6 protein-coding genes are annotated in these 13,812 nt (G+C 39.9%); 2 read left to right on the forward strand and 4 right to left on the reverse strand.

Features of this window, described 5'->3' with window-relative positions:
- Positions 1 to 10 precede the first annotated feature (10 nt).
- Positions 11 to 5,932, forward strand: a complete 5,922-nt coding sequence (locus BLU97_RS14745; RefSeq protein ID WP_262503176.1) for a leucine-rich repeat protein — start codon at positions 11 to 13, stop codon at positions 5,930 to 5,932.
- A gap of 44 nt (positions 5,933 to 5,976) precedes the next feature.
- On the opposite strand, the gene BLU97_RS14750 is transcribed toward BLU97_RS14745, so the two are convergent.
- Positions 5,977 to 8,004: a BACON domain-containing protein gene (locus tag BLU97_RS14750; RefSeq protein ID WP_074762225.1), complete on the reverse strand. Its 2,028-nt coding sequence runs from the start codon at positions 8,002 to 8,004 to the stop codon at positions 5,977 to 5,979.
- A 195-nt stretch (positions 8,005 to 8,199) separates the two neighbouring features.
- Here BLU97_RS14750 and BLU97_RS14755 point away from each other — a divergent pair, with 195 nt between their 5' ends.
- Positions 8,200 to 10,329, forward strand: coding sequence for an LruC domain-containing protein (locus BLU97_RS14755; RefSeq protein ID WP_074762226.1), 2,130 nt, complete (start codon positions 8,200 to 8,202; stop codon positions 10,327 to 10,329).
- 53 nt (positions 10,330 to 10,382) lie between these two features.
- Here BLU97_RS14755 and BLU97_RS14760 read toward each other — a convergent pair whose 3' ends face one another.
- The 3 genes from BLU97_RS14760 to BLU97_RS16395 all read right to left on the reverse strand — a co-directional run bounded on the left by BLU97_RS14760 (position 10,383) and on the right by BLU97_RS16395 (position 13,810).
- Positions 10,383 to 11,552 carry a glycosyltransferase family 4 protein gene (locus BLU97_RS14760; protein WP_175456398.1) on the reverse strand — a complete coding sequence of 390 codons (1,170 nt, stop codon included), beginning with the start codon at positions 11,550 to 11,552 and terminating at the stop codon, positions 10,383 to 10,385.
- Between the two features lie 333 nt (positions 11,553 to 11,885).
- On the reverse strand, positions 11,886 to 12,890 hold the full coding sequence (locus BLU97_RS14765; protein ID WP_074762228.1) for an acyltransferase family protein: 1,005 nt from the start codon (positions 12,888 to 12,890) through the stop codon (positions 11,886 to 11,888).
- The gene (locus BLU97_RS16395) at positions 12,887 to 13,810 is read right to left on the reverse strand and encodes a DUF6625 family protein (protein WP_074762229.1); all 924 of its coding nucleotides are present in this window, start codon (positions 13,808 to 13,810) and stop codon (positions 12,887 to 12,889) included. Before BLU97_RS16395 ends, BLU97_RS14765 begins: the two co-directional genes overlap by 4 nt.
- Positions 13,811 to 13,812: the final 2 nt, after the last annotated feature.

Consider the following 13,812-nt stretch of genomic DNA (forward strand, 5'->3'; position numbering starts at 1 on the left):
CTGCAAGAACCTGGTTGATGTCCAGTTGCCTTCAAGCCTTGAGACTATCAGCGATAATGCCTTCAGCGGCTGTAGCAGTCTGAAGACGATCGACCTTTCAAGTTTGAAGTCTATCGGTGTCAATGCCTTCAGTGGCACAAAGATTACAGAGTTGCGCCTTGACAGTGTTGAGTCGATCGGTGCCGGTGCTTTCCAGAACATAAGCAGTCTGAAGAAGGTATGGCTTCCCTCGAAGTTGACATCGGTAGGTGAGAATGCCTTTGCCGGCTGTAATGCATTGACTCATGTAAGCAGCAGTATTGCTTCTCCATCTTCAGTAATCAGTGCGGATGTCTTCTCAGTCAGTGGTGATAATACCTCAAATATCTGCACCCTGTTTGTTCCTTACGCCTCAAAGGCTAATTATGGTTCTGACTGGAATAAGAAGTTCACTAATATAATAGGTGGTGACTATGTTGATGACCTGACTAAGGACGGCATGATGTATTCCTGCTATACTTATAAGAATGAAGGTGGCGATACAGTGAAGTCAGCTCTCCTGACAAAGTCTTCGACAAGCAGCAGCCTTGTCTCTGTACCTGATACAGTAACACTGATAAAGATGGTATCTGAGGGTGTTGAGGATAGTACCTACTATGGTGTGACCGGCATCGGCAAGTATGCTTTCTTGAACCGTACGAATATAACGAAGCTTGAGTTGCCCTCAACTCTTCGTTCAATCGGTTCTCAGGCATTCGGTGGTTGTACGGGTATCACAGAGATTGTATCTGACATAGCTGGTTCTGATCTACAAGCCATAGCAGAAGATGCCTTTGATACAAATACTTATAGCGTAGCAAAAGTATTCATACCGGATAACGATAATAATGCATATACGACTCTTAGTGGTTGGGAAAAATTCGGCTCAAATTATGAGATAGGCAAGTGGCTTGAGACAGAGATGGCAGATGCTAATTGTCTAAGATATCGATATCATACAGCTCAAAAGATTGCAACTGTTATTGAGATTGTTTATTCAAGTAATAATCCGACGAAACTCACTATACCTAGCACTTTTAAACTGCATGAGACTGATGAGGATAGTTGTACTGTGACAAAGATTGCTCTGACATCTGATACTTATTTTGATAGAGCTCATGTTGACTCTATATTGATAGGAGATAGCATTATGACAATCGCTGATGGAACATTCAAAAATTGTAGTAATTTGTCTTTGCTCAAGTTGCCATCTAAGTTGGAAACTATTGGAGCTAATGCATTCCAGAATTGTGAAAAGTTGCAGATGATACGTCTTCCTGAAGCACTGAAGAGTGTTGGTAGCAAGGCTTTCAATGGTTGTAAGTTGACACGCGTTTGTACAGAAACTACAATCAGTATAAATAAGGATGTGTTCTCACAGTATAGTGCCATCTTGTTTGTGCCTACTGGAACATCGGTTAAAGGTGTAACTGGTTGGGGTGATTTTGCTAGAGTATATGAAGGTTATTATATGGGTGAAACAACGCCTAATGATGACAAAACGTATATGTATCTGCAGCAAAAGAGCGGTGAAAGAACAGCTGTGTTAATAGCATCAAATACGAGTGATCCAATTCCGAATTATATCACATTTGATAATGCTCAATATAAAGTAACCATTATTGGTGAGTCTGTATTTGGTGGTAAGGGATTTAATCTGGAGGATTGGAGAGAGTTACCAGAGAGTATTGAGAAGATAGAGAAGAATGCGTTTAAGAATAGTGGATTGAAGGAATTTAAGTTGCCATCAAATCTTACGACTATCGGCGATGGCGCCTTTAGTGCAAATAGAAACCTGAGAGTCATTACGCTATCGGATAAGTTGAAGACGATAGGGGATGATGCCTTCAACGGTTGTGGTTCACTGAAACAGATTGCGCTCCCACAAACGCTGACTTCTATTGGCGCAAGGGCCTTTGCTGATAATACTAATCTGGAGAATTTGGTTCTACCTAATGGTGTCGAAGATATTAATGAAAAAGCATTCCAAAACTGTAAGGCTCTCAAGCAGCTGGAACTACCTGCTTCTCTGAATACTATTGGTGATCTTATTTTCGATGGCTGTAGCAATCTGACTACCGTTATCAGCAAGGTTGATGATGAGGTTGTTAAAAGTTCAACACAATCTGTCGCTCAAGCGATATTATATGTTCCTGAGAGTAGTGAAATTGAAAGTTACAGTGGATGGACATTCTTACATAAAGTAAAAGGTGATAGAAAATTAGGTAAAGATCAAGGACTATATTATGCTTATTCTTCTGGTGACAAAAAGGCTATCTTGATTGATGTTGATGCAGAACAGATTGGTGCAGAACAGATTGGTGTCGGCATCTCGATTCCAAGTACTGTTACTATAGATGAGAACAAGTGTGATGTAGTTGCCATCGAAAGGGATGTATTCGCAGATAAGGCTTTTATCAAGAGTGTAAACATTGGTGAGAATGTCACTACCATTGGTGCCAATGCCTTCAAGGGTTGTACTAACCTGAGAAAACTGGAACTGCCATCTACGCTGATGTCGATTGGCGAGAACGCCTTTGATGGTTGCGATAATATTGCCGAAGTAGTGAGCCATATTATTGATAATGCTTATATTAAAGACGATGCGCTTTCTTTGCCAAAAGCAACACTCTATGTTCCTGATGAAACTCAGATCCTGTACGAACAGGCAGGATGGGAGTATGCTCAAATCTATGCTGGAGAAAGAGTTGAAAAGGTCTGGAAAGGTATGCGTTTTGCTTGTATGACAGAAGCCCAAGAGGCTATCTTGGTAGATGCAACTGATAAAAATACACTTGCAAATGACTGGGCTGATGGGGAGATTGTTATACCTGATTCAATCCCAATGGGAGATGATAATGCACTAACATATTACCATGTAGTTGCCATCGCAAGTAAAGCTTTTAGTGGTAACACTGGTGTGAAGTTGGTAGAACTGCCAGCAACATTGACTTCAATTGATCCTACTGCTTTCGAAGGTTGCAAAAATCTGACAGAGGTCGTAAGCAAGATTGATTCAATCGAGGTCATTAATGGTATCAAATTGTCGCTCCCTAATGCCATCTTGTATGTTTCCGATCGTGCGAAGTACTTGGATACAGAATGGAAGTTCGCACAGATCTTGGTTGGCCAAAGAGTGAAAGAGGAACAAGACGGATTGTCGTATATTTGTGCAACTGGCGATAAAACTGCAGTCCTGATTAGAGGAATTGCTGATCAGTTGGGTAGTAATATTACCATACCTGGGACTATTATTATTAAGGTTGGTGAGGGCGATGATGCTGATGACTTGGAGTGTAAGGTAATAGCTATCGCCGCCAATGCCTTCCAAGGCTGTACCAGCCTGAATCAGATCTGGCTGCCTGCAACTCTTGAGAGTATTGGTGAGAAGGCTTTCTATGGTTGTAATGATATATCTTATATCTGTAGCACTGGTGGCAGTCCACTCCCGATTAATAAGAATGTTTTCTCTTCATATACAGCAACGCTGTATGTGCCTTTTGGTGCATTAAGCAGTTATGAGCAGAATGATGTATGGAAGACATTCCCAGTAAGAAGAGAGGGATTCTTTGAGGGTGCTACGACGCAGAATGGCTTAGCATTCGACTGCCTGACAGTTGGTGAGGAAGATAAGGCTGCCATTCTGACAAAGGCAGAGAATGAAACAATCATAGAGATTCCTGCTACAGTGCAACCGGAAGGTACTAATACTGCTTATCAGGTGCGCACCATCTGCCAGAATGCATTCAGAAACAGTAAAAAGTTGGAGAAGATTATCCTCCCCGAAACATTAAGAACGATAGAAGATAATGCATTCGATCAGTGTTCGAAACTGGCAGTCATTACCAGTAAGGTGGAGAAAGAGAATCTTTTCGCCTTTAATAAGAATGTATTCCCTGATGCCATCTATAATACTGCTGCAGTTTATGTTCCCAATGATGAAGATGGATCAACTGAGGCTAAGTACAAGGAAACAGATGGTTGGAAGGAATTTAAGAACTGGGCACGTGGTGAAAAAAAGACAGGAACCGTGGGCAGTATGACTTATGAATATTTGAAGGGCGTTGGTACAGCCACTTTGATTGGAACAACTGTAGATAAAGAAGTTGTTACTGTTGATGGAACTGTTGAGTTTGAAGGTGAATCATATAAAGTTACTGCAATTTCAGAGTCGGTATTTAAAAATACCCCCAATAAGGGTAAGATGACGCAACTGAAGATAGCTAAGAACATCTCCACCATCGGTGCCTATGCGTTCCAGGGTTGCAGTAATCTGAAGACAGTATGGCTACCATCTACGTTAACAACCATTGGCGAGAAGGCTTTTGACGGATGTAAAGCTATCACTCGTGTGTCAAGTAGTATAGAGAACCCTGCCGAAAATGAGGCAGATTACTTCCCCAATGACGCAACATTATATGTTCCAAAGGGGGCAAAAGAAAAGTATAATGTAAGTGGATGGAACAATGTCTCGTATGTCGCAGAAGGAGAATTCGTTGATGTTTGTGTGGACAATGGAAACACTTACGATTGCCTGAAAATAGACGGGAAGAATAAGGCCATCCTAAGAAAGTACGCAGCTTCATCGAATGATGTCGTAATCCCTAGCTCGGTTAAACTTGGTGAGGACTATACAATTGCAATCATTGGTAAGTCTGCTTTTGCAAACAAAAACACTATTACCAGTCTGGTCATTCCTGCTGGGGTAGAGAATATCGATGCTGATGTATTCAGCGCTTGCAATCAGTTGAAGTGGATAGAGAGTAAGATTGTGACTCCCATTGATATCTCTGGCAAGAATGTATTCGCCAACAATACGGCTACATTATTTATACCATCATCCAATGTAGATGCATATAGAAGTAAGGGTTGGAACTTCCTGAATATCTTTGTCGGAGAGAAGAAGGAAACAACCATAGATGGATGGACTTATGCTTATTCTACAGGTGACAAGAAAGCCGTTCTTACTAAGGTCGGAAATGTTAACAAGAATGTGACGATAAAAGCTACATTCAAGATTGGTAAGGATGAATATTCTGTAACATCTATTGCAGAGGCGGTATTTAAAGGTAAAACGAATATCGAAGCCCTGACATTATCTAAGAATATTCAAAATATTGGTGCTAATGCTTTTGATGGATGTAATAATCTGATTTCTATTACTTGTGAGGGCTCAACTCCTCCATCTGTAGGTGCTAACGCATTCCCATCATATAGCGTTACCGTAAATGTTCCAAATGATGCAGTAACAGCCTATAAGAACCATGATTATTGGAAGCAATTCGGGAATAACATCCTCGGTATAAATACATCTGTAGAGGATGATCCTTCAGGTCAGTATAGCACTGATGAAAATACTCATGAAGCCAAAATCTGGGACGGTTCTAATGAGAAAGGTGATGCTGTTATTGAAGAAGTTGTTACGATTAATGGTTCAGACTATAGAGTAACAGCTATCGGTGACGAAGCTTATGCTGGTAACATTGATTTGACCAGTATTGTTATTCCAAGCAGTATCAACTCGATTGGCGCATCGGCATTTGCAGGTTGTACGAATCTGAAATCGATCACTGTGAATATTGTAACACCTATTGCTTTGCCAACAGCTGCTGGTGTTCGTGGAATGACAAGAGCTGGCGGTAGCTCGGTATTCGAAGGTGTAAATAAAGAAACCTGTATACTTTATGTACCAGCAGGAAGCGTGGATGCCTATAAGCAGGCTGCAGGATGGAATGAATTCAAGAAAATCTACGCTATTGGTACTACTGCCATCAATGGAGTGGTGGTATCGGATGGTAGACCATTCGACGTTTATAATCTGCAGGGACGTAAGGTTAAGGCTAACACGACAACGTTTAACGGATTGCCATCGGGTGTTTACATCGTAAACGGTAAGAAGGTAATTGTTAAGTAATAAAGGAAGATGGGAATCAAAAACGATTCCCATCTTCCTTTTTTTTATTCGTATTTGGCATCTATTGGATATTCATTATTCTCATATACAAATACGAAATGACAGGTTATTGGCAAGTGGAAACCTCCAGAAGATTCTATTGTCGTGTTTTTGTATACAGAACTACCAGCGGCAAGATCTTCGTTTATATAAACCTCATTACCGATTTCGCCTGATGCGTTACCTTGCAACTGCATGCTCTTTAAGGTGACTTTTACTGGGCTGTTGTTCTTGATGGCCCATTTTATCTGACTTCCAGACTTTACAAGATCGCCTTCTTTGGTTGGGGTACCGCCGCTCTTAATGGAAATCATGTCTGTTATTTCGCAGACGTTTGCCTTGCAGGTTGCTGTATGCTTACCATCTGCAGTTTTAGCCATAATTGTAGCAGTACCTTTCTTGATGCCCTTTACAAATCCATTAGCACCAACTGTTGCTATTGCCGTGTTGTTACTGCTCCATTCAACGCTCTGTTTGGTGGTGTTCTTAACAGTGAAAGCCTTCTCCTTACCAACAAGAATATCGATACTCTTATTCTCAAAATAGAAGGTGTTACGCTGCTTGATGGTAATGGTGGCACTATAGTTCAATTCTTCGTTCGAAACGGTGATGGTGCCATCTCTGTCTTCGGCATCGCCAAGCGCAGCAATGGTTACCTGATGCTCGTGAGGTGTAAGGGCACGGGTATTTGCTGCTATGGTAATCCAATCGTTATTAGAGGTCAGCTTGTATTCTGCGTTGGCATTAACCTTAATTGTAATGGTGCCACCAAGTTCATCTACAGTAAACTCCTTGGTTGGAACCTCTATACCACTCTTGGCACCTTGGGTGATGGTGATTTCTTCGGAAGCTGTGCCATTTTTATCGTACAGCTTAATCTTTGCCGTTCGGGCTTCGTTGTTCTTGTTCTCATCGATCGTGAGCTTAAGCAGTCGGCTTGTTATACCACGGGTGGTGTTCTTACGCTGCTTAATCCAATTGGCGCCCTGGAAGTCAATAGTATAGTCGAAGTTACTCTTTACTTCGATGTCGAGATCCTGCTTTTCGCAATTTACTGTATATTCGCTCTTGTCTAAAGTGATGATAGCTCCTGTTGATTCCTGTTTGATAACAATCTCCTCATATTTTGAACTATTCTTGTCAGAGATCTTTATCTTAGCTGAGCGGGCTTTATAATCATCATTTTTTGTGACCTTAAATTTTAAGGTGTGTGATGACATACCGCGTGTTTGGCTGGTGTTCTCCTTTAACCATTCTACGTCAGGCATGGTAACACTGAAATCAAAGTTACTGCTGATATCAACTGTGAATTCCTGCTCGTCGGCAGTAAGATTGTACTCGTTTTGTGTAAGAACAATCCTGCCTTCGCCAGCCTGATAGATGGTGACTACTTCTTGCTCTTTTCCTGCAGTAAAGTATATTTTTCCTTCGCGTTTCTCGTATTCTTCGCTAGGATCGATAGTGAAGGTAACTATAGACTTTTCTAACAAACCGCGAGTGGCACTTGTGGCTTTGTGAATCCAGCCTTTATAGTTCTCGGGGATGGTATAATCAAAATCCATTGAGTGATTAACCTCAATATCTAACTTCTGGCCTGTGACCGGAACTTCGAATTTATCAGTTGTTAATGTGATGGCCTCTAAGCGTTTCTGGTTCACCCTGATGTTGCGTACGGTGTCGCCTGCTAAGAAGCGAACCACCACATTACGATCTTCATAAGTGGTGTTTTCATTGGCGGTGAATGTTACTTTATTGCTGCCAGAATTGCCTTGACGGGGCTCGATGGTTAACCACTGTACGCCGTTCTGTGTATTGGAAATATCCATATTCCACTTGAGATTCGACTTGAATGACATGGTTTTTGAACCGCCGTCAAAATCAAAGTCCATGCTGTTCTGGAAGTAGTTAACGGATCCACTCACTTCAACCTCTGATTTTAATCCTCCATTACTGGGCTCTTTCATGCATGATACCTGGCTCATCAGGCATATTGCAAGAGCTACATGCAATTTGAATAAATAGTTTTTCTTCATATATATATAGTTTTTATATTTTGCATGGCGCAAAGATAGGTATTTTTATGAATACATCCAAATTTTAGAACTGAAAATGCTTGATTTATGCTTTGTTTCATTATAATTATTATGTAATTAAATGTTAAATACTTGTGTTTTATAGATATTATTAGTATCTTTGCAGCATAAAATTATATATAAATAGATTTGATTATGTTTAGTTTAAGTAGAAGTTTTGTAAAGGTTGGCTCATTATTGTTTGCTGTGGCTATGTTTACAGCCTGTGTGGACAAATCGCTTTACGAGCAAAAAAGCGATCCTGACAATGATCCTACACTGAAAGTACCTAATACTTTCGATTTCTCTACCGTGCAGAAGGTGAAGTTGAGTGTTGACTATTCTGCATACAATACTCATGGGCCAGTGTTCTTTGGTGTATATACCGAGAATCCCATTATTACTGATGAGGATGCACCTGTGGAAAGCTGGAACGAGAATGTTAGTCCTGTTTTTGAATCCTATACAGAGGATAATGGTAAGTTTAGTGAGGTGGTTGAACTTCCAACCTATGCCCAACATTTGTATATTGCCACAGGTAACTTCTTTACTGGGATGAACTTGATGGAGGCTGATGTGGTAAATGCCTCAGCATCGTTCGTGGCCATGAATAACAATGTAACAGCCACTCGTGCCTTTACCCGTGCTACAGGTCCTGGTGAGGCTACCAATGATTTGTCGAAACTTAATCTGACGAATTTGGTTGACGATAACGGAAATGTGACTGATAATAAGATGTATAACGATTGGAAAAATTGGTTGGGCTCGTGGAACTCGGCAACTGGTTATCCTGAATATTTGCTTGATAAATCAAAAGCTAAGCGAGAATTGGTGATTAGTGATTCTGAGTTGGAGGGACTCTATGCGGCTGTTGGATCTGCATTCATTTCAGGAAGTGCTATGAATGAAGAATATTGCAATTATCCGGATTTGTTGCTTGAGAAGGATTCGGAGGTTACATTTACTCTTTTAGGTAGTAGCACATGCTGGAACTCTTCATTAGGTTACTATTGGTATACAGACGACAACAAACCAACCAAGCCTAGTGATATTCATGTTGTGATGCTTTTCCCGAATACTCAAGATGGACAATGGGGCAATGCAACAAAATGGAATCTTAGAAGTTATAATAATAATGTAGGAATTCATCGTGGTGATGTAGTACAGTTGAAGTATTATCCCAACATTGCTGAAGGAAAAAAGACGGGTGAGTCGACAGTCTTCCCAAAAGGAACAAGAATAGGTTTTGTTCTGAAGACCCAGGCATGGGGAATGCAGGGCAAAGACTATAGCTTGAACATTGGTGCGTTCTCTGGTCAGAAGAATTATAATGTATGGTGTTCTACCACAGACGGTTTGTCTTATGGCAAGAAGTTGGCTGGTGATGCAGGTAAGTATCCAAATTTGGAAGGTCGCAGTCGTGGTGCCAAGTTTAGCTATAAAACAGAAAATGGCGATACCTATACTCTTATTTCATTCGAAGATGCCATGGACGATTTAGATTTTGACGATCTGATTTTTGCCTTGAAGCCTGTTGGCGTATTTGCTCCTGTTCCTGAGATTGGAAACAAAGTGTCATCAACTAATGGTGTTTATGCATTTGAGGATTTATGGCCAAAGAAGGGTGATTATGACTTGAATGATGTTGTGCTAAATGAGAAGCATGTGAAGGAGTTTGATAATTCTGGTAAAATTATTAAGGAAACTTTCTATCTGACTACTTATCAGAACTATGTTGAGTTGACAAGTGGTTTGGCATTAACGCTTAATACTAAGGTTACTCCTCAGTCGATAGCCATGAAGAAGATTGCTAAAGAATCTACTGTGACGGAGGACGCTTCATTTACAAAAGAAGGTAAAGTTTATTATTTGACGGACGATGTTAAGGGAGAACTTGGTACAACCTATATATTGGAACTGACGTACAAAAATGCATTGAGTTCTTCGGAAAAGATGGCTTCTATTCAGCCATTCATATACCGTGCAGAGGGTAATCAGAACTGGGAGGTACATATTCCTATGGAGGCTCCGACGTCAAAGATGAACATGAGTTATTTTGGAACAAATGATGATTGCTCAGATCCATCTAAGGGCTTGTATTTCGTCCGTTCAGGTAATTATCCATTTGCATTTTATCTGAAGGGGGCTAATATCGGCGCATTTGAGGATACCATTCTAAAACGCGAGAACGAGAGCATTCCTATTGACCAATTCTTCCCAGGTTTCTTGGATTGGTCAATCTCTGGTGGTGCCACAAATCAAAATTGGTATCTGAAATCAGAATAGAGACCATTAAAAATTAGCGTGCAAATCAAAAAAGGTTTGCACGCTAATTTTTTTTATTCCAATGCGGCGAAAAAATTCTTTGCGTAAGTTTCCTTATCAAACATTTTGGAGCGTTCGAGTGAGGCTGCCGCCATTTGTTGGCGTTTCTCTGGATGCTCATAAAGGTCGAGAATAGCTCTGGCGAGATTGTCCACAATATGCTTTCTATCAACTAATATTGCAACTCCATTGCAAATTTCAGGGATTCCACCACTGTATGTCGTGATTAGCGGTAGACCTGCTGCCATAGCTTCAATAACTGTCAAGCCGAAAGGCTCTTCCCACATAGATGGTACAACAGCAATGTCTGCAGTCTTAAGATATGATGGTATCATCTGATAATCGATAAAGCCTGTGAATATCACTTTGTCTTTAATAGTTGTCGACTCTTCTATGAGTTCCGTGACAAAGGGAGTAGAGCGCTTATCTTTTCCATAAGCACTAGCGCCAATAATTAGAAGTTTTATATTTTGAATCTCATCTAATTGCTTTATAGCTCGAATGAGTTCAAGAATCCCTTTTTCTTTTGTTAATCGCCCGCTGTATACAATAATAAAGTCCTCATTGCTAAAACCAATTTGTTTTCTGTTCTTTCGTGGCGTCTGATAAAACTTTTTTGTGTCTATTCCATTCAAAACAGTAATGCATTTTGTGTCTTTCGGATTTATTGTTTTGACCCTTTCTGTAATGTATGATGATGTGTTTATGATAAGATCATACGAATTATAAATGTCTTGATATTGTTGAACTTGAGAATTTAAAAAATCATTTTCTTGATGTAACACAAGTTTTGCATTTGATTTTCCTTTTAATTTTAATGAATATGCAGGACGATTCTCAACAATTATCATATCATAGTTTTTCTTTTCTATGTGGTTTATCGCTTTCTCAAGGAAATACTCAATAGAATAATGGTAGTATTCTTGTCCTCCATGTTTCTGTAAGTATAATCGTTTTCCGAGTTTTCCCCACCAGTTGTTTGTATTGAAGAAAATGTATTGATTGTAGGTTTTATCGAGAATTTTATATAATTTTAAATTGGGGTGATAAACACTATATACGGTAATATTGTGCATATGATTATCAGCATTATACTCAAGGCAGAAGTCTATAAGGTTTTCTACAGCTCCTCCTTGTACAGCAGGAACTGGTAATATTCCAGATGTTAAAATGGCAATTTTCATAAGAATATAATCTTTAGTCATTTCAAGTCAATACCATCCAATTTCTTGATTTCGTTTGTAACTGTTTTACCAACGAAATTATTTTGCTGCTCTAACGAGATTCTAAATATTTTATCAGCCATATTCACTTTTATCTAAATATGTTGCAAAGGTAAGGAATAAAATTTATATTGCCAAGAATATCGCTTAAAAAATCCATTTTACTCTCCATATAAAACCTTTGATGTTTTTTTTAATGATAGCTCTTAGATAATATTGTAGTCGATGAGCTCCTTTATTGTTCTTCTTGTAATGATGGCATATGTAAAATATTAGATGAAGTAATTGTTTGTCTCAAAAGTTGATTCCAAACAGTAGTTTCCGTATGCGTCCGTTCATATGCAGAAGGATTGATAGAAAGTAGCCTCCTGCAAGAGCCATGAAGAGTTGGGTGAAGGAAGTGATTATAGCTATTTGTATGGAGGATGTATCTGGAAGAATTTTGCTTAAAATTTTGTGGCCGAATAAGATAAATGGAATTTCGATACAGAATATGGTAAGGGAATGAGTGCCGATTTGCCTCAAACACTTACCTAATGTCGTTCCCTGTATCAGTCTTGACAACCAGATTATGGCGATACAACCTGAGAGTGCTGCTAACAAGTAGCTTGGAATGGACCATCCATACATCCTGACGGAAATATTGATATCATGGCAGAATGGTAACATTAGAAAATAAAGGATAAAGGATAGGACGATGAGCCAATGGGGTTTCCTTCTGTCGAAGATGTTGGGGACAGACTCCTTTACTTGTGTCCCGCAGAACATGATAACCGCCATGAGTGGTGCTGTGTCGAGACTCCATGGAAGCAGAATCGGGAGGAAAGTTGCTCCAAAAGTAATAACAAGGTACAGACTCACAAAACCAAATCTGTTTTTCGGATAATAGATGAGAAGGTCATAGAGCAGATAGGCGATTACCATACAGGTGAGGAACCACATTGGATAGTTGCCAACTACCATCAGCCTGAAAATATCGCTGTTATTCGTGAATGGATATAGACAGTAGCGTAAGTAAACTATTCCTGCAAATGCTCTCAGAGAGAAATCTTGGAAGTAGAAGATTAATGCAAGGTTGAAAAATAGGTATGGTTTTAACAGCTTTACTGCTTGTTGACTGATACACCTTAGAATACTAATGTTTTTCCTTTTTGAAGTATAACCGGAACAGAAGAAGAATATTGGGACGAAAAATGCTGACGTGTAGTACATCATTTGGGGATGCTCGGTATGGCTGAGTACCACCATTATGATACCTATTCCTTTGGCAATATCGATATACTCTAAATGCTGTTTCATCTGTTCTTATTCATGTGCATGCGCCAGATTACATAATCCCTCCACTGATAGTATTTTGTTTTTAACCAACGCTTGCGGCATAGCCAGCGAAGTCTAAGCATGACCATAGATTGGGGATAGTCAACCATTCCCTCAGGAATCACCAAGAAATGGCTGTAGTCTCTGACATGGTCCTTCATCATTCCACGGTGTTGGAAATGGGCATAGAGTGACTCTAGTTTTTCCAATGTCCCCTTGTTGAAGCGTATCATATATAAGTGGTTGTCAACATGCTCAAAAATAACCTGTTCCCATCCTCTGTTTAAACTACAGAAATGGAAGGCTTCTTTGGGTCTGGATACATTATCGAAAGGATCTTCCAACCAACAATCATCGGGGCGACAGTCACGCCACTTGTCACTGCATCCCTTGTGGTTGAATTCATCGAAGAATGTTATTTTCGAGGTGGTGAACGCATCCCGATAGTCCTGATAGCCTTCTATGTGTTTCATAAAATAGGTGTTTGTATCCTCGTCGTTGTGCATTAAGGTTAGGTGCCCCCAGCCTAATATGAACTTGTGATATAGAACGATGTCAGTAAGGAATTTTCGAATGTTTCCATAGACTATATCTAGATCACCAAACCCCCAGAAATCATAGTTCTTGATATAGTTGTGGAGGATGTAACCATATGCTTGTTTGTATTCACAGAGTTTATAGGGACGGTCAAGCACAATATCGAAATTAAAAGCCCCTTGAACTATTTTTTTGAACTCGCTAAATGACATCTGATGGACGATGATGTTTTCTGCAGGCTCTACGTTGGTGTCAGTGAAGAACATGAATTTGACGGAGGGGTTACAAAGCGCTGAGGCACGCCACATTTTGTATTGGACGGGTAGTGTGCCGAAATAGGGGAATATGATGACAATGGACTGCATTT

The sequence above is a fragment of the Xylanibacter ruminicola genome (assembly GCF_900107775.1).
Classification (GTDB): Bacteria; Bacteroidota; Bacteroidia; order Bacteroidales; family Bacteroidaceae; genus Prevotella; species Prevotella ruminicola_C.

What these genes read in the sequence shown, in the direction of transcription:
- BLU97_RS14750 (WP_074762225.1), bottom strand. Translation starts at nt 8,004, where the DNA reads ATGAAGAAAAACTATTTATTCAAATTGCATGTAGCTCTTGCAATATGC.
- BLU97_RS14755 (WP_074762226.1), top strand. Translation starts at nt 8,200, where the DNA reads ATGTTTAGTTTAAGTAGAAGTTTTGTAAAGGTTGGCTCATTATTGTTT.
- BLU97_RS14760 (WP_175456398.1), bottom strand. Translation starts at nt 11,552, where the DNA reads ATGAAAATTGCCATTTTAACATCTGGAATATTACCAGTTCCTGCTGTA.
- BLU97_RS16395 (WP_074762229.1), bottom strand. Translation starts at nt 13,810, where the DNA reads ATGCAGTCCATTGTCATCATATTCCCCTATTTCGGCACACTACCCGTC.
- BLU97_RS14765 (WP_074762228.1), bottom strand. Translation starts at nt 12,890, where the DNA reads ATGAAACAGCATTTAGAGTATATCGATATTGCCAAAGGAATAGGTATC.